Here is a 22,585-nt window from a genome sequence, read left to right on the forward strand (position 1 = left end):
GTTTTATATTTATGCTGCAAGCACCTAATCGGTTAATGCCTCTTTGCAAAGCAGTCCTTTTCGCTTATGCTCCCGATTTTTGATTTCGGTCAAAAATATAGAACCTTATATATCATACTTGCCCGCGAAGGAATAATCCAGCATTTCTTTGTCTGCAAAGGGTTACAAAATATCAATTTTTTAAGGATTTCTCTTGCTGAAAAACCGTATTTTTAGTATGTTCTCCTAGTATGTTCTTCATAAACGGCAAGATTTCCTGCGAAAGTCCTAATTTTAAGCGAAATCAAATAAGCAAAACGTACTAATCGCCAAAAAGACCGGACACCTAAGGGTGCCCGGTCTTTTTGGCCTATTTCTTAGCTTTAGAGGATACGTTGATCCGCGTGACCGCCCGCTGCAGCGCAAGCTCGGCCCGGCGATGATCGATACGGTCCTGGTTGCTGCGCGAAGCCAATCTGCGTTCGGCCCGTTCCCGGGCGGCGATGGCGCGCTCCACGTCGATCTCCTCCGGCAGCTCGGCGCTTTCGGCGAGTACGATCACTTTGTCGCTTTGCACTTCTATGAATCCGCCGTGTACGGCGATCAAACGGGTTTCCTTGCCTTTTTTGGCCACGATCGGTGCCACCTGGAGCGGCGTTACAAGGGGGATATGGCCGCGCATAATGCCAAGCTCCCCTTCGCTGCCCCGGACAGTCAGACTGTCCACCTCTTGCGAGAACACCACATGCTCCGGCGTGACGATTTCCAATAAAAAGGTGCTCACTTGTTATCCCTCCTGTTCGCGGGATAGTTCATTTCTGAAGCATCCGCTTTAACGGCGCGGTTTTACAGCGTCTTTGCTTTTTCGACAGCTTCTTCAATCGTACCAACGAAGAGGAACGCGGCTTCCGGAAGATCATCATGTTTGCCGTCCAGAATTTCCTTGAAGCTGCGGACCGTTTCGGCAACAGGCACATATTTGCCCTTGAAGCCGGTAAACTGCTCTGCTACGTGGAACGGCTGCGACAGGAAACGTTCGACTTTCCGGGCGCGGGCCACCAGCGTCTTGTCGTCATCGGAAAGTTCATCCATACCGAGGATGGCGATGATATCCTGAAGCTCTTTATAACGAGCCAAAATTTGTTTTACCCCTTGGGCAACATCGTAATGTTCCTGTCCCACGACTTCCGGAGTCAAAATCCGCGAGCTGGAAGCCAGCGGGTCAACCGCAGGGAAAATCCCTTTTTCGGAAATTTTCCGCTCGAGGTTCGTCGTCGCATCCAAGTGGGCGAACGTCGTAGCCGGCGCCGGGTCGGTGTAGTCGTCCGCAGGCACGTAAATGGCTTGAATCGAAGTAACGGAACCTTTTTTGGTCGAGGTGATCCGTTCTTGCAGCTGACCCATTTCCGTAGCCAGTGTAGGCTGATAACCTACCGCGGAAGGCATCCGGCCGAGCAGGGCCGATACTTCCGAACCGGCTTGCGTAAACCGGAAAATGTTGTCGATAAACAGCAGCACGTCGCGGCCTTCCTGATCGCGGAAATACTCGGCCATCGTAAGGCCGGTCAGAGCTACGCGCAAGCGCGCACCCGGCGGTTCGTTCATCTGCCCGAATACCATGGCCGTTTTCGAAATTACGCCGGATTCGGTCATTTCCATGTAAAGGTCGTTCCCTTCACGCGTCCGTTCCCCTACACCGGCAAACACGGAAATACCGCCGTGTTCTTGCGCGATATTGTTGATTAGTTCCTGGATCGTAACGGTTTTCCCTACGCCGGCGCCGCCGAACAGGCCGATTTTGCCGCCTTTCGCATAAGGCGCCAGCAGGTCGATAACCTTAATCCCGGTTTCCAGCATTTCCGCTTGCGTCGAGAGCTCTTCGAACTTCGGCGGCTCGCGGTGGATCGGATATCTTAATTCCGTTGCGGCTTCGCCTTTATTGTCGATCGTTTCGCCAAGGACGTTAAATACGCGGCTTAGGGTCACTTCCCCTACCGGAACCGAAATCGGCGCCCCTAAATCGACAGCTTCCGTGCCGCGCACAAGACCGTCCGTCGAGGCCATGGCGATACAACGCACCAGGTTGTCGCCGAGATGATTGGAAGCTTCCAGAACCAGGGCGGACTGGCCATCCTGTTTCTCAATTTTTATTGCGTTGAAGATTTCCGGCAGTTGACCGCGCTGAAATTCGATGTCAACAACCGGACCCATTACGCTGACAACGCGTCCTTTGTTCATCTTCGTTTCCCTCCTAGATAATGCTTTCGGAACTATCAGCTTTGCGCGTTCGCCCCTGCGACAATCTCCGTAATTTCTTGGGTAATCGCGGCTTGACGAGCGCGGTTGTATGTCAGGGTAAGCTCATTGATCATTTTCGTCGCGTTTTTCGTCGCGCTGCCCATCGCCGTCATTTTGGCGCCAAGCTCGCTCGCTTTGCCGTCAAGAAGCGCGCCAAAAATCAACGTTTCGGCATACTTCGGAAGCAGCACTTCGAGCACACCATCTGGCGAAGGCTCATACTCATAGCTGCTGGTTGGACCTTCCGCTTGCACGGACTCGAACGGAAGCAAACGCTCGACCGTCGGCAGCTGCGTAATCGCATTGATAAACCGACTATAGCAAACGTAAATTTCATCGAACTGTTCCGTCTCAAAACCTTGAACGGCCGCGTACGTCAACGATTTGATGTCCGCGAATTTCGGCGTATCGGACAGTTCGGTCACTTCTTCAACGACCGGATAATTGCGGCGTCTGAAATAGTCTCTGCCTTTTCGTCCGATCACGAAGATGCCGTATTCCGACGAAGAGGTGTGCTTGCTCTTGATCAGATCCGTTACTTTCCGCAAAATATTCGCGTTGTAGCCACCGACCAGACTGCCGTCCGAAGTAATGACGATATACGCCGTTTTCTTCACCGGACGCGATTCGAGCATCGGATGGCTAACCCCTTGAGTTCCGGCGGCAATGCTGGAAACGACCTCTTTCAGCTTTTCCGCATAAGGGCGGGAAGCCTGCGCTCTTTCCTGCGCTTTGCGCAGCTTGGCCGAGGCTACCATTTCCATCGCTTTCGTGATCTGCCGGGTGTTCTGAACGCTTTTGATCTGGCGCTTGATTTCGCGCATCCCTTTTGCCATGATTTCACCACCTCAAAACTTTGGCGGAGCCAAAGTTACTTCGTAAGCATAGTCTAAGTTTTGGCGGGGCCAAAACCGCTTCGTAAGCAAGTGCTTGAACTTTGGCGAAGCCAAAGTTGTTTTACACAGCCACAAACCGGCGTTTGCCCATAAAGCCAAAGCCGGTTTATGCTTCAACTCATTTATGCCTTCGTCGCGAATCCGCGTTTGAATTGCTCGATCACTTGTTTCAGCTTTTCTTCGTTGTCTGCGGTCAAATCCTTCGTATCGCGGATCGACTGCAATACATCGTCATGATTGTTTTGGATGAAGGACAGGAATTCCGTTTCGAAACGGCGCACATCGCCCAGCGGGATATCGTCCAGATAACCTTTAACCGCCGTATAAAGGCTGACAACCTGCAGTTCAACGGCAAGCGGTTGGTTTACGCCCTGCTTGAGGATCTCCATCATCCGCGAACCGCGCGTCAGGCGCGCTTGCGTCGATTTATCCAAATCGGAACCGAATTGGGAGAACGCCTGAAGCTCGCGATATTGGGCGAGATCAAGGCGCAGGCTGCCCGCAACCTTCTTCATCGCTTTGATTTGCGCCGAGCCGCCTACCCGGGAAACGGAAATACCGACGTTAACGGCCGGACGTTGACCGGAATAGAACAGGTCGGACTCCAGGAAGATCTGACCGTCCGTGATCGAAATAACGTTCGTCGGAATATAGGCCGAGACGTCGGACGCCTGCGTTTCGATGAACGGCAGCGCGGTAATCGAGCCGCCGCCGAGCTCGTCGCTCAGCTTCGCGGCGCGTTCCAGCAGACGGGAGTGCAGATAGAATACGTCGCCAGGGAACGCCTCGCGGCCCGGAGGACGGCGAAGCAGCAAGGACAATTCGCGGTAAGCCGCGGCTTGCTTCGACAAGTCGTCATAGATAATCAAAACATGCTCGCCTTTGTACATGAAGTACTCCGCCATGGCAACGCCGGCATATGGAGCGATGTACAAGAGTGGCGACGGTTCCGAAGCGGAAGCCGTTACTACGATCGTGTAATCCAACGCGCCGTGACGGCGCAGCGTTTCCACCACGTTTACGACGGTGGATTGCTTTTGCCCGATGGCTACGTAAATACATTTCACGCCGTTGCCTTTTTGGTTAATGATCGTATCGATGGCGATCGCCGTTTTACCGGTTTGACGGTCGCCGATAATGAGCTCGCGTTGGCCGCGGCCGATCGGTACCATCGAGTCGATTGCCTTGATCCCGGTCTGCATCGGTTCATGTACCGATTTCCGTTCAATAACGCCCGGCGCATTGTTTTCTACCGGACGGAATTCCGTCGTCTCAATCGGCCCTTTGCCGTCAACCGGCTGGCCGAGCGGGTTCACGACGCGTCCCAGCATAGCTTCCCCGACCGGAACCTGCATAATCTGCCCGGTGCGTTTTACTTGATCGCCTTCGCGGATCTCGCTGTAAGGGCCAAGGATAACGACACCGACATTGCTTTCTTCCAGGTTGAGCGCAAGACCAAAAACGCCGTTTTCAAACTCAAGCAACTCGTTTGCCATGGCGTTTTCAAGTCCGTGGACACGGGCGATACCGTCGCCAACTTGAATAACGGTGCCGACCTCGGCCACTTCGATTTCCGATTTATATTGTTCGATCTGACTTTTAATCAGCGTGCTGATCTCTTCAGGTCTGATACTCAAGTGTTTCACCCCTATCTACAGTGCTTGTCTTCGAAAAGACTTTTCAAGCCGTTCCAACTTGCCGGCCAAGCTTCCATCGTATAATGTATCGCCGATTCTGACCTTCATGCCGCCGAGCAGCGATTTGTCGATCTCGTTTTCGACGCGGATTTTTTTGCCCACGAGCGCGCCGAATTCGGCAGCAACCTGCCCTTTTTCTTCTTCGTTGAGCGGATACGTGGTCAACACCACCGCATTGGCGATTCCAAGAGCATCGCTGGAGATTTTGATGTAAGCGTCCAGCAGTTCCGGCAAAATCCCGATTCTTCCCCGTTCCACCAACAGCTTCGCCAGCGAGACGACGGACTTGGACAACTTGCCCTCGATCGCTTGGGATATCACTTCCCATTTTTGGCTTTCGGTGATGTTCGGCGAAGAAATAAAATGCGAGACTTCTGCTCCGGACCGGAAGGCGCCGACGAGCGCTTTCAGCTCTTCTTCCACTTCCAGCGTCCGGTTTTCCCCCGCCGCGATCTCGTACAACGCTTTGGCATACCGTTTGGCTGCTACGGATTCGCGGCTCATGAGCGGCCACCGACCTCTTTAAGATACTTGTCAACCAGTTCGCCTTGAACTTGGGTATCGCTGACCTCTTTTTCGATCAGCTTGGAAGCAATCTTCACGGAGACAGTTCCCACTTCGTTGCGAAGCTGTTCCACCGCACGGTTTTTCTCGTTTTGAATATCGCGCAGCGCCTCTTCCTTCAAACGAGTGGCCTCATCTTTGGCCTGCTCCAGCATTTGAGCCGCTTGCTTGCTGCTCGTTTGCTTGGACTGCTCGATGATGTCGTACGCCTCTTTACGCGCTTGCTGCAGGGCCGCCTTCTGCTCCTCCACAAAAGCGCTTGCTTGCTCGCGGGTTTGCGCGGCTTCGTTCAGCTGCTGCTGCACGAGCTCGCGGCGTTTTTCCATCACGGAAAACAGCGGGCCAAAAGCATATTTATTTAACAAGAAGTATAGAATTCCGATCGCAATCAGTGCGATGACGGTATTTTCCCATACGAAACTCAATCTCAAGTCACTCCTTTCCGAAGCCTATCCGCATATAGCGAGATCGTTCTGCCTGGGCTAAAAAGAAGGCGTGGACGGCTGTGGCCTTCCCCGCCAGTTCTTCTTTCCCTTTTCATTTAGCCGGCCAAACCATAGAACATGAAGGCCAAGACCACGCCGATGATCGGAAGGACCTCGATCAGACCAACGCCGATAAACATCGTCGTTTGCAGAGTGGATTTCGCTTCCGGTTGACGCGCGATCCCTTCGACCGTTTTGCTGATAACCATCCCGTTACCCAGCGCTGCGCCAAACGCGCCCAAACCTGCTACGATAGCTGCTGCCAATAATGCCATTGCTCCCATTTGTATATCCTCCTTAAAAATAAATTCAATTTGTATAGTTCAGTCAGGATGAAGCAGTACTCCATTCCGTAACTTGAAACTGATTTTTAAAACCTTGCAGCGTAAATCTCATGTTATCAATGCTCTTCTTCATGGCTCTCCAGGTTCTGCGAAATATACACCATCATCAGAATGACAAACACAAACGCCTGAATCGCACCGACGAAAATACTGAAGCCCTGCCAAATCATCAGCAGCGGTACAGAAGCGATCATCCCGATGACGCTGGCCTTCGCCAAAGTCATGATCGTGGAGATCAACACCTCGCCCGCAAAAATATTGGCAAATAGACGAACGCCGTGCGTCAGCAGCTTCGACAGCTGCTCAATGATGTTAATCGGCAGGAAAAACGGATACGGTTGGATATAGTGCTTCAAATAATTTTTCGTGTTTCTCGTAAGTCCAAGTCCGTGGGATATCAGGAATACCAGCAATGCCAGCCCCATTGTCACGCTTACGTCCGCGGTCGGGGATTTCCACCAGGCCACTTCGGCGTGCGCTTCCTCATCCGGGTGCTTCGCGTGTTCTTCCTCAAGCACCTTCACAACGGAGGTAATTTCGTGTCCGAAAATGGTTGCTTTTGCCGGGTCGGTATACTCCGTGGCGATCCCTAACGGAAGTCCAAGCATATTGGCCACAAAAATGAACATAATCATCGTCATAGCCAGGGATAAAAAAGGCTTCCCTTTCTTCCAGTCCATCGTGCTTGAAATCATGTTCTGAACGAATTCAACCGCCCATTCCAAAAAATTTTGCAATTTTCCGGGATTCTCGACAGACAGGTTTCGCGTAGCCAATTTCGCCAGCACAAAAACGATGGTGCAAGTTACGACCAGCATCAAAATGATCGACAAGTCGAAACGCAGGCCGCCCAATTCAATAATCGGAGCTTCATGCATGTTTTCTCACCCCCAATCTCAGGTTGAATACAACTCAAGGTTTGCGAGAATATTTGATGCCTATAATAAGAAGGTAAAGTTGCGCAAAAACCAGACTCCCGGCAACCGCATACACGTTGAGGTACTGCGGATATTTCATGGCGGCGAATACCGCCAAGACCGCCGTAGCCGTCCGGGTAAGAAAACCCATGTTGATCCGCTTGGCTTCGCCGGCCGCAGCCGCATCACCCAGACGCCGCACCTTTCGGCCCAGGTAATACGCATTGATCCAGCTTACCGCCGCACCCAGCGCCATACCGAGCATAATGCTTTGCAATCCCGGCAATAAAGCGCCTCCCAAAAAGCAAAGGGCCAAGAAACCAAGCGTCCCGGCTGTCAAAGCGCGGCTTAATTTCGACAGCTCATCCATTATTTCCCCCTCATGACCGATCTGATCAGCGCTACGATGCCGACGATCCCGACCGCAATTCCTGTTAGAACGCCCAGACCGATACCGACACCATTCGTCAGCCAAAGCTTATCCAACCAGGAACCGAAGTAGAAACCGCCGATCGTGCATATGGCAAAATTCGTCCCTAAGGCCGTTACCAAAGCGGCAACCTTCCATACACTGTTGTTGCCTCCAGGTTTTATCGGATCCTCCATTTCAATTCACCCTAATAATCCCAATTTATTTTACTAACTGTGAACAGTTCTTGTCAATTGAGGTTTTTTAGCGGTTTAAAGTCGTGAAATGCTAAATTTGTCCTTGCAATCCTGGGGCAAACGCATACAGCGTACAGTAATACTGTATACTTTTTTATGCTTGCGATCAAAACAAATTTTCGTCAATTTGTGAACTTTCTGTGAAAATCCTCCGGACGCTCGTCCGTTATTCCAAAATAGTGATAAATCGCATTGACAATTCGCGTAGATGCTTTCCCATCACCATATGGATTAGCGGCATGGCTCATGGCGGCGTAAGCTTTTTGATCGCAAAGCAGCGCCTTTGTCCGTTCATAAACCATCTCCTCGTTCGTGCCGACCAGTTCCAGTGTCCCTGCCTCGATTCCTTCCGGACGTTCCGTCGTGTCGCGAAGCACGAGCACGGGAACGCCAAAGGAAGGCGCTTCTTCCTGCAAACCGCCCGAATCCGTAAGTATAAGGTGGGTGTGCGGATAAAAATTGTGCAGATCCACCACATCCAAAGGATCGATAAGTTTAATACGGGGATGCCCTCCCAAAGTTTCGTGGGCGGGACCTTTAACCGCCGGGCTTGGATGTACCGGATACACGATGGCCACATCCTCAAACTCATCGGCGATTCTCCGCACGGCGCGGAAAATATTCAGATGCGGTTCGCCCTGCGATTCGCGGCGGTGAGCCGTCATCAAAATCAACCGTTTGCCTGCGGCCCAGTCGAGCACATCGTTCTTATAATCAGGTTGTACTGTATATTGAAACACATCTGTTACCGTGTTGCCTGTGACATATATAGCTGACGACGGCTTATTTTCCTTCCGCAAATTTCCAGCGGACCACTCCGTCGGAGCAAAATGCAGGTCCGCAAGCACTCCAGTCAACTGGCGGTTCATTTCTTCCGGATACGGAGACAACTTGTTCCAGGTGCGCAGGCCTGCTTCGACATGGCCGACTTTGATCTGTTGCAGGAAAGCTGCATAGCTGGCCAGGAATGTCGTGAGCGTGTCGCCGTGGACCAGCACGATATCCGGCTTCGCCTCGCGCAGCACCCCTTCCAAACCTTGCAGTACGCGAATCGTGATTTCGTTCAGGCTTTGGCTCGGCTTCATCACATCCAGATCGTAGTCCGGAACGATTTTAAACACGTCCAGCACCTGGTCCAGCATCTCACGGTGTTGGGCCGTCACACACACGATAGAGTCGATATGGTCGCTATGCTTTTGCAATTCCAGAATCAGCGGCGCCATTTTAATCGCTTCCGGCCTTACGCCGAAGACGGTCATTACTTTAATCTTAGACATGTCCCATTCCCTTCCTTTAGCGGTAATTCAAAAAGTTGTCTTTTGATCACGAAGTTGGTACACAGCAGCATATTCGACATCGAATCTTGAATTCAGCCGGGCCTTCCGTTGCTCACGTAGGATCATCCTACGCTCCGCTACTCAGTCCCTAGCTTCATCCAACCTTCTTGGTGCTGAAAAGCCAACTTTTTGAACAATACTTAAATGAGGTAGTTCAAAAAGTCGTCTTTGGATCACTTCGTGCCGTACAGACGGTCGCCGGCGTCACCCAGGCCAGGGATAATATAACCGTGATCATCCAGGCGTTCATCCAGGGCGGCAACGTAGATATCGACGTCCGGATGGGCGTCATGCACCGCTTTGACTCCTTCCGGGGCGGCGATCAGGTTCATCATTTTGATTTGCGTGCAGCCGCGTTTTTTCAGGGCGTCGATCGCCGCGATCGCCGAACCGCCTGTCGCCAGCATCGGATCGATGACGATCAACTCGCGTTCCTGTACATCCGTCGGCAGCTTTATGTAATATTCCACCGGCTGCAGCGTCTGCGGATCACGGAACAGTCCGACATGCCCCACCTTCGCCGCAGGCAGCAGCTTTAACACGCCGTCCAGCATGCCCAGCCCCGCGCGGAGAATCGGAATAAGCCCGAGCATCCGGCCGGAAATGACCCGCGATTCGGCCTCGGCCACAGGGGTTTGCACCTTGATGGATTCCAGCGGAATATCCCGCGTAATTTCATAGGCCATTAATGTGGCCACTTCATCCACCAGCTCGCGGAAATCCTTCGTGTTCGTTCGCATATCACGGATAAATGTCAGTTTGTGTTGGATTAAAGGGTGATCGCATACCACCAATTTCGCCATAATTAGTCCCTCCGGTTCTATTGCTAAGTTTCCATTTGCATCAAGTTTCCCAAATTCCAATGTGCACAAATCTTGTTTATTATATCACTGTCTTTTTTCGAATGCCATGAAGGGGCCGGTATGGAATCGACTGGCAAAAAAGAGCAAAGAAAAACGGCGTATTGGCGTACTTTCGCTGGAAAGCAGAGACAAATGGGTAGCGAAATGCAAAAGTGCAGTACAATTCCGGTCAAAAGCTACTTTTTTATCGGAAGGCTCAAATGAGATGCACTTTTGCATTTGTATCGCATAAGCGGGCCAGTTTGAGGTGAATAAACTGCACTTTTGCACTTGGTCCACCAAACCGTCTTTCTTCAAAAAAAAGCGCCATAGGCGCCCTGCAACAAAATCCGTCTTTTAGCCGGCTCGCACCGTTTGGCGCGAACCCTCGGCTCATGACTCTTCTATATAATGGTCGTATCTGCTGGAAATCAGGTAGTCTCCCCTTGAATCAGGGTGATGTCCACCGTCGTATTGTTGATCAATTCCCCTTCCGTATTTTCGATCATTCGGATCAACGTGTTTGTCAGCATGGCGCCGATCCGGTCACTGGGCTGCATGATGGTGGTTAGCTTCGGATTTTGCAGCATCCGCGTGAAGCTATGGTAATCGTAGCCGACGATTTTAAAATCCTCTGGCACCCGGATACCGTGCTGCTGCGCGTAAATGTACAAGGCGTATGCCACGATGTCATTGCTGCAAAATACGCCGTCGTATTCGCCAAGCTTGTCCGGCGGCAGCTTTTCGGCGATAAACGACCAGAAATAATCGAAGGTGAGCTTGTTGTGTGCGCCTTCAATGATATCGTAGGCAATGCCGTGCTTCATGCAAGTGATCACGAAGGCGTCCCTCCGCCGGTTGGAGAGCATATCCAGACCGAGCGGCCCCGAGATATGCAGGAGCCGTTTGCATCCCCGCCCGATCAGATGCTCCGTCGCCAGTTCCCCGCCTCTGTAATTGTCGGAGCCTACGCAGGGGATATTCGGCGATACGAGACGGTCAAAGGAAACGATCGGAAAAGGAACCTTCTTATAACTTTCGATATCCATCGTATGGCTGCACATGATGATCCCGTCCACCCGGTTCTGGCGCAGCATACTAATGTAGTTCGCTTCCTTGTCCGGGTCCTCGAGGGAATTGCAAACGAGCAGCTTGTAGTTTTTTTCATTCGCGCTCATTTCAACATACTTGATCAAATCGGAGAAAAACGGGTGATTCGAGTCGGGAACGATGATCCCGATAAAATAAGACTGATTTTTCTGCAGCGCCCTGGCGATCTCGTTGGGATGATAATCGATCATCTCCATCGCCTTTTCCACCTTGCGGCGGGTTTCTTTGCTGATATATCCCCGGTTGTTCATCACTCTGGAAACGGTCGTCACGGATACTCCGGCAACTTTGGCCACATCTTTGATACTCGCCATTTCATGCATCCCCTCACTTTATCTATCGAAAAGAACCCGCAACTCGGAATTGTCTATTTCCATAATAGTCGGCCATATCCTGGCATACAACTGTTTTCATATGATTAACGATACCATAAAACTTTGTAAATTATCAGTTACTATATCCTTATTTTACGGGATTTTTTTTATAGGAAAACGTTTGACATATTTTTTGCACGGTTATAAAATGAGTTGTATTCAAAATCTAGGAGGTCTAATAGTTATGAAGAGAACGCTTTCATCACTGCTGTTAGTCGGCTTATTGTCCCTGGCGCTTGCGGCGTGCGGCGGCAATTCGGGCAAAGGCGACGCCGGAGCCGGCAACGCCGGCGGCAGCGGGGCGAAAACCGAAATTTCGGTGCTGGTCGGCAAACAGGAAATTTCGAAACAGTTTGAAGAAATGGTCCAGGAATACAACAGTTCGCAGGACAAGGTCAAAGTTTCGCTGATTCCGATGGCCGGACAAAATGGCTACCAGCGGATCACCACCCTGTACGCTTCCAATAACGCGCCGAACATCATGCACTTTCTGAGCGAATTCGATCAAATGAAGGACAAGCTTGCCGATCTTTCCGATCAGGAATGGGTGCAGCACGCCAATGCCGGTACGCTTGATTATGTCACCGTCGACAACAAAGTATACGGTATGCCGATGTCGATCGAAGCCTTCGGCTTCCTGTACAACAAGAAGGTGCTGGACGCAGCCGTAGGCGGCAGCTTTGATCCTTCCACAATCCGCACCCAGGACGACTTGAAGGCTTTGTTCGACAAGATTGAGGCAACAGGCGCAAAAGCTGTTGAAATCACCCCGGTGGACTGGTCCCTGGGCGCGCATTTCACGAACGTGTTCGCCGCAAACGAGTCCCAGGATCACGCGGGACGTTTGCAATATCTCGAAGATCTGAAAAGCGGCAAAGTGGACCTGGCCCAAGACCAGGTTTTCAACGGCTGGCTGGACACGCTGGATCTGATCAAACAATACAACTACGCGAAGGACGCGCCGCTCTCCGCAACCTATGACGACGCTCCGATCGTGCTCGCGGACGGACAAGCCGGCATGTGGTTCATGGGCAACTGGGCCTATACCCAAATTAAAGAAATCGATCCTGAAGGGGAGTATGGATTCCTGCCGGTTCCGGTCAGCAACAACGCCGGCGATTTCGGCAACAGCCGTATTTCTGTCGGCGTTCCGGAATATTGGGTCGTCGATGCCAGCCAATCCACGCCTGAAGAACAGCAGGCTTCGAAGGATTTCCTGAACTGGATGGTGTCCAGCGAAAAAGGTCAGGACTACTATGTAAATCAGTTCGGATTTTTGCCGGCATACGACAATTTCACGACCAAACCGACGGATCCGGTCTCCACATCGGTGCTTTCCTACACGGAATCCGAGAACACGCTGGCATGGATGAACTCCTACTATCCGCCTGATGCCTTCCCTGCCATGGCGGCCAGTCTGCAAAAATACCTGGGCGGAGAAATCGACAGAGCCGGGTTGACCAAGGAGTTCCAAGCTTACTGGGCTTCCGCGGGCAAGAAATAAGCGAGGCGCAAGCATCACCAGCAAAACGGCCGGGAATAAGCATGGACGCTTGCTCCCGGCTCATTTCAGGCGCCAGATGGGAGGTTCCTCATGTACAACGAGAAAACATGGATCGACAAACTGAAAGTTTTTATGACATTCGGCTTTATCCCTTTATTCGCTTTCGCGACAGTCATACTCGTCCCCTTTTGCATGGGAATATTCACGACGCTCACGGACTGGAACGGCACCTCCGACACCTTTCATTTTTTGGGACTTTCCAACTATCAAGCTGCCCTGACCGATTCGACATTCTGGGCATCGATGGGAACGACGCTGAAATACGTGGTCGTCACGCTCGTGCTGACCAACGTCGTCGCGTTTGGGCTCGCCCTGCTCGTCACCGGCGGTTTTAAAGGGCAGAACTTTTTCCGCGCCGGATATTTTACGCCCAATCTCATCGGGGGCATTATTTTGGGGTTCGTATGGCAGTTTATTTTTGCCAGAGTATTTACGTACGCCGGCCGCGAGCTGGACTGGGGATTTCTGTCTTCGTCCTGGCTGGGCGATCCGGATAAAGCGCTGTGGGCCCTTATCATCGTGAGCATTTGGCAAAACGCCGGCTACATGATGCTTATTTACGTAGCGGGGTTGAACGGGATTTCGGCTTCGCTGACCGAAGCGGCCAGCCTGGACGGAGCGTCCTATATCCGCCAGTTGTTCAACGTCAAAATTCCGCTCATGGTACCCGCTTTTACGATCAGCTTGTTTTTGACGCTGCAAAGAAGCTTCATGGTATACGACACGAACCTGTCGCTGACGAAAGGCGACCCCTTCCGCTCGACGGAATTGATCGCCATGCACGTGTACAACGAAGCCTTTGTGTACCAGCGTTTCGGGCCGGGGCAAGCTAAAGCGTTTATTCTGTTTGCCGTGGTGGCGATCATCGCCATCGTTCAGGTCAGCGTGATGAAAAAGGTGGAGGTGGAAGCATGATGACCGGATCGTCCCGAATGAAAAAAGCATCCGCGCTTGTATTGAATGTACTGCTGCTGGTTGCGTTCATTTTTCCGCTGCTTATGATTATCGTGAACTCGTTTAAGTCGCGGATCGATATCGTGCGCAATCCGCTTGCGCCGCCGGCGGACTGGAGCTTTGCCAACTACACCGAAGCTTACAAGACCATGGGATTCGGCAGCGCCTTTGTCAATTCCTTGATTATCACGGTTTTCGCCGTCGCGCTGATCTTGATCTTTTCCTCCAGCCTCGCCTTCTTCCTGGTAAGGTGGAAATGGAGAATCAACCACATCATCCTGCTGATGCTGATCGCTTCGATGATTATCCCGTTCCAAGCGATCATGATTCCGTTCGTCTCGGTGTTCGGGTCTTTGGACATGCTCAGCAGCAAATGGTGGCTCATTTATTTCTACCTCGGGTTCGGCATCAGCTTGTCGACCTTTATGTACCACGGTTTCATTAAGGGCGTCCCGGTCGATATGGACGAAGCGGCGCTGATTGACGGAGCCGGACGGATCAAGCTGTTCAGCAGCGTGATTTTTCCGATTTTGAAACCGATCACGACCACGATCGCCATACTTAACGTACTTTGGATTTGGAACGACTTCCTGCTTCCTTCGCTCGTTCTCATATCGCCGGAAGACCGGACGCTGCCGCTGTCCACCTACTATTTTTTCGGTAAATATACGTCCAATTACGGAGTAGCCATGGCGGCGCTGGTTCTTTCGATGATTCCGATCGTGATCTTCTACGTGGCGATGCAGCGGCAGATCATCCAGGGCGTTGTGGAAGGAGCCGTCAAATCGTAATCAAACTATAGAAATAAAACGAAACAAGGAGCAGGAGACCCATGAATCAGGAGTGGTGGAAACAAAGCGTTGTCTATCAAATTTATCCGCGCAGCTTTAAAGACAGCGACGGGGACGGGATCGGCGACATCAAGGGGATTACGCAAAGCCTGGACCATTTGCAAAACCTGGGCGTCGACGTGATTTGGCTGTCGCCGGTTTACCGATCCCCCAACGATGATAACGGTTACGACATCAGCGATTACCGCGCCATTATGGATGAATTCGGAACGATGCGCGATTTCGACGAAATGCTGAGCGAAGCCCATGCCAGAAATATAAAAATCATGATGGATCTCGTCGTGAATCATACCTCGGACGAGCATTCCTGGTTTATCGCGTCGCGAAGCTCGAAGAGCAGCCCTTACCGCGATTATTACGTGTGGAGACCAGGGAAAAACGGAGGCCCTCCCAACAATTGGGGCTCTTTCTTCGGCGGAAGCGCCTGGGAATACGATCCCGTGACGGGAGAATATTATTTGCATCTGTTCAGCAAGAAGCAGCCCGATCTAAATTGGGAGAATCCGCAATTGCGCCGGGAAGTGTACGACCTGATGACCTTCTGGCTGAATAAAGGCGTGGACGGATTCCGAATGGATGTCGTTAATTTCATATCGAAGGATCAGCGTTTTTTGGACGGCGTTGTTGGCGATACGGCATATGGCGACGGCGGCCCCCACTTCACGAACGGCCCCCGCATTCATGAATTTCTTCGCGACATGAACCATGAGGTACTCGCCAAATACGACACGATCACGGTCGGCGAAATGCCGAACGTAGGCGTCGAGGAAGCAAAGCTGTACACGGCCAAGGAGCGCCGGGAGCTCAACATGGTGTTCCATTTCGAACACGTCGATGTCGGCAACGGCAAATTCGGGAAATGGTCCCCGCAGCCGTGGAAGCTCACGGATTTGAAGCAGATTTTCACAAGATGGCAAAAAGGGCTGGAAAAACAGGGTTGGAACAGCTTGTATTGGAGCAACCATGACCAGCCGCGGGCGATTTCCCGCTTCGGCAACGACAGCGAGGAATACCGCGAGGTATCCGGCAAAATGCTGGCCACCTGCCTGCATATGCTTAAGGGGACGCCTTACATTTACCAAGGCGAAGAGATCGGAATGACCAACGCAGCGTTTGAAACCGTGGATGAATACCGCGATATCGAAACTTTAAACACGTACAGAGATTACATTGCGGCCGGGCTACTCACCCGCGAGGAAATGATGAAGGCGATCCACGAACGCAGCCGCGACAACGCGCGCACGCCAATGCAGTGGACGGACGCGGAACATGCCGGTTTTACGGCCGGTCAGCCCTGGATTGCCGTAAACCCGAACTACAGGCAGATCAATGTCGAAGCCGCCATGCGGGATCAAAATTCGATTTTCTATTATTATCAAAAACTGATCCGCCTGCGCAAGGAAAATCCGGTGATCGTGGACGGCGGCTACGAGCTGCTGTTGGACGACCATGAACAGATTTACGCGTACACACGAACCTTGCAAGAAAACCAACTGCTCGTGATCTGCAATTTTTCCGCGGAACGGCCTCAGTTCACGCTGCCGGAAGGCTTGAACCGTACCCGGGCAGAACTGCTTATCTCCAATTACGAGGCCGATGGAAAGGACGATTTCCGGTCATTCCGGCTTAAGCCGTATGAAGCCAGAGTGTACCGGTTGAAATAAAGACCGCTTATTTTTCCGATAGAGAAGGAGAACTTATGAAGATAAAAAATGAAGCGATGCTGATTACGTACGCAGACAGCCTCGGGACGAACTTGAAGGAATTGAACCAGGTGCTGGACAAGCATTTGCAAGGAGTCGTCGGCGGCGTTCACCTGTTGCCTTTCTATCCTTCTTCAGGCGACCGTGGTTTTGCGCCCATGGACTACACCAAGGTCGATCCGGCCTTCGGCGATTGGTCCGATGTCGAGCAAATGAGCCAAAAATATTACATGATGTATGATTTCATGATTAATCATATCTCCCGGCAATCGCCGTATTTCCAGGATTTTCTGGAGAATAAAGACGAGTCCGCCTACAAGGATCTGTTTATCCGCTACAAAAACTTCTGGCCCGGCGGAGAGCCTACTCCGGAGGACGTGGATTTGATCTACAAGCGCAAACCGCGTGCCCCTTATGTAGAAGTAACCTTTAAGGACGGAAGCACGGAAAAGGTATGGTGCACCTTCGACGAGCAGCAGATCGACCTGGATGTAACGACCGACACCACGAAAAAGTTCATCCGCGACAATCTGACGTTCCTGGCCCAAAAAGGAGCCTCCATCATCCGGCTTGACGCCTTTGCTTACGCCAACAAAAAAATCGGCACGAACTGCTTTTTCGTGGAGCCGGATATTTGGGACATGCTGCGGTATTCCAAGGACATCATTTCCCCTTCCGGCATTACGGTCCTCCCGGAAATTCACGAGCATTACAGCATTCAGCTGAAAATCGCCGAGCAGGACTATTATGTGTATGACTTCGCCCTGCCAATGCTGGTGCTGCATGCCTTGTACAGCGGCCAGGTTCACCGGCTCGTTCATTGGCTTAACATTTGTCCGCGCAAACAGTTTACGACGCTGGATACCCATGACGGCATCGGGGTCGTCGACGTTAAGGACCTGCTGTCCGACGAGGAGTGCGAAATGACCCGGGAGAGCCTGTACAGTCAGGGCGCCAACGTCAAAAAGATTTACAGCACGGAAGCCTACAACAATCTCGATATTTACCAGATCAACTGCACCTACTACTCGGCGCTCGGCAACAATGACCAGAGCTACTTGTTGGCGCGGGCGATTCAGTGCTTCGCCCCGGGCATCCCGCAAATCTATTATGTAGGTTTGCTTGCCGGCGAAAATGATATTGAGCTGCTGGAGCGCACCAAAGAGGGGCGGAACATCAACCGTCATTATTACACGCTGGAGGAAATCGAACGCGAAGTGGAGCGTCCTGTCGTGAAACAGTTGTTCCGGCTGCTGAAGTTTAGAAACACCTGCCCGGCGTTTGACGGAACCGTCGAAGCCGAGCAAGCGGACATCAACAATTTGCGGATCATTTGGAAAAACGGCGCCTCCGAAGCGAAGCTGGAAGCCAACCTGGCCACCAAGGAATTCAGCATCCGATACAAAGACGCAGGGACAAACTGGACCTTATTGATGTAGTTTTGCAAGCGAAGAGATCATGCTTAAAAAATCGGCGCCTGTCAGGGATAAAACTTCCCAAAGACAGGCGCTTCCATATTGGCTCAACATTTGGTCATCCGCCCTGAGCGGCTGAATTCAAGATTGCTTTTTCAGCCTCGCCACCTGCTCTTCGGTTAGCCCCGTAACTTTAGCGACCAGCGATGTCTCCATTCCCTCGCGAAGCATATTAAGCGCCGCCTTTTCCATGCCCACGGCTATACCTTGTTCAATCCCTTTCTCTATGCCTTGCTCAATCCCTTTTCCCAAACCTTTCTGCAAGCCTTCCTTCAAGCCTTCCTCGTATCCCAAACGACTCCACGCGGGCATCAGTTCCATAATAGACTCACCTACCTCCGGGTATTGTTTTTTCAACTCTTCCAGCAACTGCTTGTCCTCTTCGGGATCGGTATTGAAATACAGATCCGCCACCGACATGATCAGGGCCATTCGCGCATCATCCAACCTTCCTTGCAGCCGTAAAATCATCCGTAAATACGCCAGGCGTATTTCTCGCTCTTCTCCCTTAGTATAGCCCATTTTCGCCAGCAGCGCAGCAGCCACCGGATTGGCGGAATCGATAAATTGCCGCCAAGGTTGCTTCCTTAGCTCCACCTTCATAAATTCAAACCGCAAAATCGGCTGTTGCGGCGTGCTCATCACCAGCGTATTTTTCTCCTCCTTAGCCTCGTCCGCCGTAAAGACGGCAATCGGAATAACGAGTTTATATTCCTTCCGATGCCGCTCAAACAAACGGCTGAAATAGATGAACATTCGCTCGTGGAAGTCGTTCTCCTGGTAGGATTGCGGCTCAATGTGGATCAATATGTAGGCGTCCAGCTCCAAGTATCTCGTTTCCAGCAGCAGATCCAGCGTCCGCTTCTCCTCGCCAACGATATCTACAAGCAGCTCCTGCATTAAAAAACGCGTATGACGATGATCGAGCAGCTTGTCGAGTTCAGGAAAAAACAGTTCAATGAACTCCGCAAAAAAGGTTTGCAGCAGCTTCTTGAACGCTTCGTCATGCGGGGTAAACGGCCTGCCTTCCGGCCATTTCGCTTTCTTTTCTCTTACCGCTAGTTCATAAGCACTCATGATTAACCCTTCCTCTCCCACAATGGGCAATTTTCAACGAAAAAAAAAGCACACCGCCACAGCGCCCCTTGGGCACCGGCAAGTGTGCTTCACTTTTTCATTTTCATTTGTATATCTTAAGCTATTTCATCAATCAGTATGGGAAGCAAAGCCAGAAGGACCTTATTTGATCAAAAACAAGCTGAAATGTTCTGTTTTCACCTGAATAAGGCCTCTGGTGTCCGTTACATTCAAAATCGCGCCGCTTTTCGGTCCAATTCACGGATCAGGCTTGGAAAAAGCGCCTTTTGAACCACGCCTCAGCTTGGCGAGGATAAGGCCGCGTCGGCCAAAGCCAGAGCGCCGGCCAGTCCGGCATTGTCGCCAAGCCCCGGCGGAACGATATAATCGGCGATTCCCTCACGCAAGCTTGGGTGCTGAATGTACCCATTCAGCAAATTCTGCAGCTTGTCCGCGATCAGCGGGAAGAGCTGGCTCTGCTTCATGACTCCGCCGCCCATAATGATCTTTTGCGGAGAAAGCACGAGAATATAGTTCATCAATGCCTGCGCCAAGTAATAGGCCTCCATTTCCCAAGCCGGATGGTCGGGAGGAAGATCCGCGCCGTTGGCGACTCCCCAGCGTTTGACGAGGGCCGGACCGGCGGCCAAGCCTTCCAGGCAATCCCCGTGGTAAGGACATGTGCCTTCATATTTATCGTCCGGATGACGGCGCACGAGAATATGCCCCATTTCGGGATGGGACAAGCCGTGAATCAGCCCTCCGTTTAAAGCGGATCCGGCCCCGATTCCCGTTCCGACCGTGATGTAAAGGCAATTATCCAGTCCTTGGGCCGCACCCCAGCGTAATTCGCCCAGCGCCGCCCCGTTTACGTCCGTGTCAAAGCCTACCTTGCAGTTCTTGGCCTTCAGAACGGCCCCAACGAGATCAAAGTTGCTCCAGTACGGCTTCGGGGTCGTCGTGATATAACCATAGGTTGGGCTCCCCGGAATCGGATCGATCGGTCCAAACGAGCCGATGCCCATGGCCTCAATCTCCTTATCCCGGAAATAATCGTGCACCCGGCCCATCGTCTCTTCCGGCGTCGTCGTCGGAAAGCTGACCCGGTCCAGAATCGTGCCGTCCTCATGGCCGATACCGCATACAAATTTAGTTCCTCCGGCTTCAATAGCCCCCAGCAATTTCAATGATGCCAACCTCCATTTTCAGCTTGCGGATAAGATAGTATGACGAACGTTACCATATCAGTCTCTAAAAAAATTATACCATGATATCGGCCGCGTTAATAGAAGATCCTATCCGTTTCCCGAACCCAACACCTCGGCCGTCCACCTGCCGATCAGGCGCTCGCGGTTTTTGCCGGCCCATTCGAGGTCGTATGGAATGGCATTCAGTTTCTCCAAAGGAATGGCTTCCTCGGGTGCAACGGCGTCGGGATTCGTCAACTGCTGGTAATTGCCGACCTGCTTGCCGAGTTCCTGAGCTTGCTTGGTCAGCGCCCAATCGACGAACTGCCGGGCCTCCTCCTGATTCGGACCGCCCTTGATGATGCCGACCGCCCCGATTTCGTAGCCGGTTCCTTCGGTTGGAAAGTTAATGACAAGATTTTGAAACCCTTCCTTGTAATATTTGAGCGCATCATGAGCGAACATGACCGCCGTGCCTGACTCCCCCATGCCTACCGTTCGCCCGGGAACGCTCCCGGAGGTGGTGTAAACGACATTTTGCAGGTGCAGCCGGCGCAAATAGTCAAACGCCTGATCCTCGCCGAACAACTGCACAAGCGTAGCCAGCGTCGTATAGGCGGTTCCCGATGAACGGGGGTCCGCCATCGAAATCATCCCCCGGTACTCCGGCTGCAGCAGGTCATTCCACGATTGAGGAGCTTGCAACCCTACCTCCTGCAGCCAGGTTTTGTTGGACACAAACGCGATGGAACCGACGTAAATTCCTGTCCAATATCCGCTCGGATCGCGATACTCACGGGGGATCGATGCGGCATTTTGCGAAAGATACGGTTCCAGCAAGCCCTCGGTTTTCGCCTGAATAAACGTATCCGCCGGTCCGCCATACCAAACGCTCGCTTTGGGCGCGTTCCGCTCCCCCCGGATTCGCGCCAGGATTTCCCCGCTCGACATCCGCACATAATTCACTTTAATGCCGGTCTGCTTCTGGAACGTCTCGATCGCCTTGATGGCGTGATCCTCATACAGTCCCGCATACACCGTCAACGTACCTTGACTCTCCCTGCCGCAAGCGGCCAGAAGCGGCGATATCATAAGGAACAGCAGCAATATGCCTAAAGTTATTCGTTTCATGCCGCCCCTCTCCCCCTTGCTTGATGTCATCCGAACGTGATGTTTTGGGTTAAATCACATGAAGTGCGTCTTCGGCAAACTGCAGCGATACATTGGCTCCGACCGCGTAAACTTTCTCCTGGATCGGGTTATGCTCGGTAATTTGGAACAACTGGCCGGCAAACTGCACTTCGTATTCCTGCGTTTGGCCCATGAATACGCTCTTTCGCACGACACCCAGGTGCGCCGATTCATTGGACAAGGATACGGCTTCCGGGCGGATTACGACGGTAACGCGGTCTCCCGCCTTAAAACCGTCCCGGCGAATCCGCAGCAAACCTGCGTCCGTCTCCACCAGCAGCCGGCCTGCCTCCGTTCCTTTCACCGTCCCCTCCATAAAGTTGGCGGTTCCGATAAAGTCCGCCACAAACTTCGTTTTGGGGCGCTGGTAAATCTCCATCGGCGTACCGACCTGCTCGATTTTCCCTTTATTCATAACGATGACTTTATCGCTCATGCTCATCGCTTCGCTTTGATCATGCGTGACATAAACGGCCGTAATGCCGATCTGCTGCTGAATCCGCCGGATTTCGTCCCGCATCACCAAACGCAGCTTGGCATCCAGGTTGGACAACGGCTCGTCAAACAGCAGCACGCCAGGCTCCATCACGAGCGCTCTGGCCAGGGCAACCCGCTGCTGCTGCCCGCCCGACAATTGGCTCGGCATCCGGTCCCGGTAATCCCGCAAATTCATTATATCCAATACGGATTCAACTTTCGAGCTAATCTCCGACTTGGTCAGCTTCTTAATTTTGAGCCCGTAAGCGATATTGTCAAAAACATTCAAATGCGGGAACAGGGCATAGGATTGGAACACCATCGTGCAGTCCCTCCGGTTTGGAGGTATCCCGTCGACCGCCTCATTCCCGAAATAAATATGCCCTTCGGTAATCTCCTCGAATCCGGCAATCATGCGCAGCGTCGTCGTTTTGCCGCAACCTGAAGGGCCGAGCAGAGTGACGAACTCGCCCTCTCCGATGCTCAGATCAACCCCGGTTACCGCGTACGACCGTTCGCCTTTGTCGTTCACGAAGGCCTTCGATATATTTTTAAGAGTGACAGATTTAGCCATAAACAATACCTCCTTCAAGAATG

At 52.1% G+C, this 22,585-nt stretch carries 22 protein-coding genes; 5 read left to right on the forward strand and 17 right to left on the reverse strand.

The window, feature by feature from the left end:
• Window positions 1-349: 349 nt before the first annotated feature.
• The 13 genes from NYE69_RS32880 to NYE69_RS32940 all read right to left on the reverse strand — a co-directional run bounded on the left by NYE69_RS32880 (window position 350) and on the right by NYE69_RS32940 (window position 11,449).
• On the reverse strand, window positions 350-763 hold the full coding sequence (locus NYE69_RS32880; RefSeq protein WP_036619238.1) for a F0F1 ATP synthase subunit epsilon: 414 nt from the start codon (window positions 761-763) through the stop codon (window positions 350-352).
• Window positions 764-825: 62 nt separating this feature from the next.
• Window positions 826-2,217, reverse strand: a complete 1,392-nt coding sequence (gene atpD, locus NYE69_RS32885) for a F0F1 ATP synthase subunit beta (RefSeq protein ID WP_036619236.1) — start codon at window positions 2,215-2,217, stop codon at window positions 826-828.
• A 35-nt stretch (window positions 2,218-2,252) separates the two neighbouring features.
• Entirely contained in the window at window positions 2,253-3,113 is an 861-nt protein-coding gene (atpG, locus tag NYE69_RS32890) for an ATP synthase F1 subunit gamma (protein WP_036619234.1), read from the reverse strand.
• Between the two features lie 182 nt (window positions 3,114-3,295).
• A complete protein-coding gene (atpA, locus tag NYE69_RS32895; protein ID WP_036619232.1) occupies window positions 3,296-4,810 on the reverse strand; it encodes a F0F1 ATP synthase subunit alpha in 1,515 nt (504 codons plus the stop codon).
• A gap of 15 nt (window positions 4,811-4,825) precedes the next feature.
• On the reverse strand, window positions 4,826-5,374 hold the full coding sequence (locus tag NYE69_RS32900; protein WP_036619230.1) for a F0F1 ATP synthase subunit delta: 549 nt from the start codon (window positions 5,372-5,374) through the stop codon (window positions 4,826-4,828).
• Window positions 5,371-5,859 carry a F0F1 ATP synthase subunit B gene (gene atpF, locus NYE69_RS32905; RefSeq protein ID WP_036619228.1) on the reverse strand — a complete coding sequence of 163 codons (489 nt, stop codon included), beginning with the start codon at window positions 5,857-5,859 and terminating at the stop codon, window positions 5,371-5,373. Before atpF ends, NYE69_RS32900 begins: the two co-directional genes overlap by 4 nt.
• 116 nt (window positions 5,860-5,975) lie before the next feature.
• Window positions 5,976-6,203, reverse strand: coding sequence for a F0F1 ATP synthase subunit C (gene atpE / locus NYE69_RS32910; RefSeq protein ID WP_036619226.1), 228 nt, complete (start codon window positions 6,201-6,203; stop codon window positions 5,976-5,978).
• 116 nt (window positions 6,204-6,319) lie between these two features.
• Window positions 6,320-7,141 carry a F0F1 ATP synthase subunit A gene (gene atpB / locus NYE69_RS32915; RefSeq protein ID WP_124333300.1) on the reverse strand — a complete coding sequence of 274 codons (822 nt, stop codon included), beginning with the start codon at window positions 7,139-7,141 and terminating at the stop codon, window positions 6,320-6,322.
• 34 nt (window positions 7,142-7,175) lie between these two features.
• On the reverse strand, window positions 7,176-7,550 hold the full coding sequence (locus NYE69_RS32920; protein ID WP_036619223.1) for an ATP synthase subunit I: 375 nt from the start codon (window positions 7,548-7,550) through the stop codon (window positions 7,176-7,178).
• A complete protein-coding gene (locus NYE69_RS32925; RefSeq protein WP_036619222.1) occupies window positions 7,550-7,786 on the reverse strand; it encodes an AtpZ/AtpI family protein in 237 nt (78 codons plus the stop codon). The genes NYE69_RS32920 and NYE69_RS32925 overlap by 1 nt, the downstream gene beginning before the upstream one ends.
• 182 nt (window positions 7,787-7,968) lie before the next feature.
• Window positions 7,969-9,123, reverse strand: a complete 1,155-nt coding sequence (gene wecB / locus NYE69_RS32930) for a non-hydrolyzing UDP-N-acetylglucosamine 2-epimerase (protein WP_036619221.1) — start codon at window positions 9,121-9,123, stop codon at window positions 7,969-7,971.
• A gap of 233 nt (window positions 9,124-9,356) precedes the next feature.
• Window positions 9,357-9,986 (reverse strand): uracil phosphoribosyltransferase, encoded by a 630-nt coding sequence (gene upp / locus NYE69_RS32935; RefSeq protein WP_036619220.1) that lies wholly within the window; start codon window positions 9,984-9,986, stop codon window positions 9,357-9,359.
• Between the two features lie 470 nt (window positions 9,987-10,456).
• Entirely contained in the window at window positions 10,457-11,449 is a 993-nt protein-coding gene (locus NYE69_RS32940) for a LacI family DNA-binding transcriptional regulator (RefSeq protein ID WP_036619218.1), read from the reverse strand.
• Between the two features lie 244 nt (window positions 11,450-11,693).
• Here NYE69_RS32940 and NYE69_RS32945 point away from each other — a divergent pair, with 244 nt between their 5' ends.
• The 5 genes from NYE69_RS32945 to gtfA all read left to right on the forward strand — a co-directional run bounded on the left by NYE69_RS32945 (window position 11,694) and on the right by gtfA (window position 18,020).
• The gene (locus NYE69_RS32945) at window positions 11,694-13,013 is read left to right on the forward strand and encodes an ABC transporter substrate-binding protein (RefSeq protein WP_036619217.1); all 1,320 of its coding nucleotides are present in this window, start codon (window positions 11,694-11,696) and stop codon (window positions 13,011-13,013) included.
• 90 nt (window positions 13,014-13,103) lie between these two features.
• Window positions 13,104-13,988, forward strand: coding sequence for a carbohydrate ABC transporter permease (locus tag NYE69_RS32950; RefSeq protein ID WP_036619215.1), 885 nt, complete (start codon window positions 13,104-13,106; stop codon window positions 13,986-13,988).
• On the forward strand, window positions 13,985-14,818 hold the full coding sequence (locus NYE69_RS32955) for a carbohydrate ABC transporter permease (RefSeq protein WP_371861047.1): 834 nt from the start codon (window positions 13,985-13,987) through the stop codon (window positions 14,816-14,818). The genes NYE69_RS32950 and NYE69_RS32955 overlap by 4 nt, the downstream gene beginning before the upstream one ends.
• 41 nt (window positions 14,819-14,859) lie before the next feature.
• On the forward strand, window positions 14,860-16,542 hold the full coding sequence (locus NYE69_RS32960) for a glycoside hydrolase family 13 protein (protein WP_340930200.1): 1,683 nt from the start codon (window positions 14,860-14,862) through the stop codon (window positions 16,540-16,542).
• Window positions 16,543-16,577: 35 nt separating this feature from the next.
• Window positions 16,578-18,020 (forward strand): sucrose phosphorylase, encoded by a 1,443-nt coding sequence (gene gtfA, locus NYE69_RS32965; protein WP_036619212.1) that lies wholly within the window; start codon window positions 16,578-16,580, stop codon window positions 18,018-18,020.
• Window positions 18,021-18,137: 117 nt separating this feature from the next.
• Here gtfA and NYE69_RS32970 read toward each other — a convergent pair whose 3' ends face one another.
• The 4 genes from NYE69_RS32970 to NYE69_RS32985 form a co-directional block, all read right to left on the reverse strand.
• Entirely contained in the window at window positions 18,138-19,133 is a 996-nt protein-coding gene (locus tag NYE69_RS32970; RefSeq protein WP_340930202.1) for an Rpn family recombination-promoting nuclease/putative transposase, read from the reverse strand.
• 299 nt (window positions 19,134-19,432) lie between these two features.
• The gene (locus tag NYE69_RS32975; RefSeq protein ID WP_051985216.1) at window positions 19,433-20,320 is read right to left on the reverse strand and encodes an ROK family protein; all 888 of its coding nucleotides are present in this window, start codon (window positions 20,318-20,320) and stop codon (window positions 19,433-19,435) included.
• Between the two features lie 108 nt (window positions 20,321-20,428).
• A complete protein-coding gene (locus tag NYE69_RS32980; RefSeq protein WP_036619209.1) occupies window positions 20,429-21,451 on the reverse strand; it encodes an ABC transporter substrate-binding protein in 1,023 nt (340 codons plus the stop codon).
• A 49-nt stretch (window positions 21,452-21,500) separates the two neighbouring features.
• Entirely contained in the window at window positions 21,501-22,562 is a 1,062-nt protein-coding gene (locus NYE69_RS32985) for an ABC transporter ATP-binding protein (RefSeq protein ID WP_036619208.1), read from the reverse strand.
• Between the last annotated feature and the right edge of the window lie 23 nt (window positions 22,563-22,585).

It is taken from the genome of Paenibacillus sp. FSL R5-0527 (assembly GCF_038008055.1).
GTDB lineage: Bacteria > Bacillota > Bacilli > Paenibacillales > Paenibacillaceae > Fontibacillus > Fontibacillus macerans.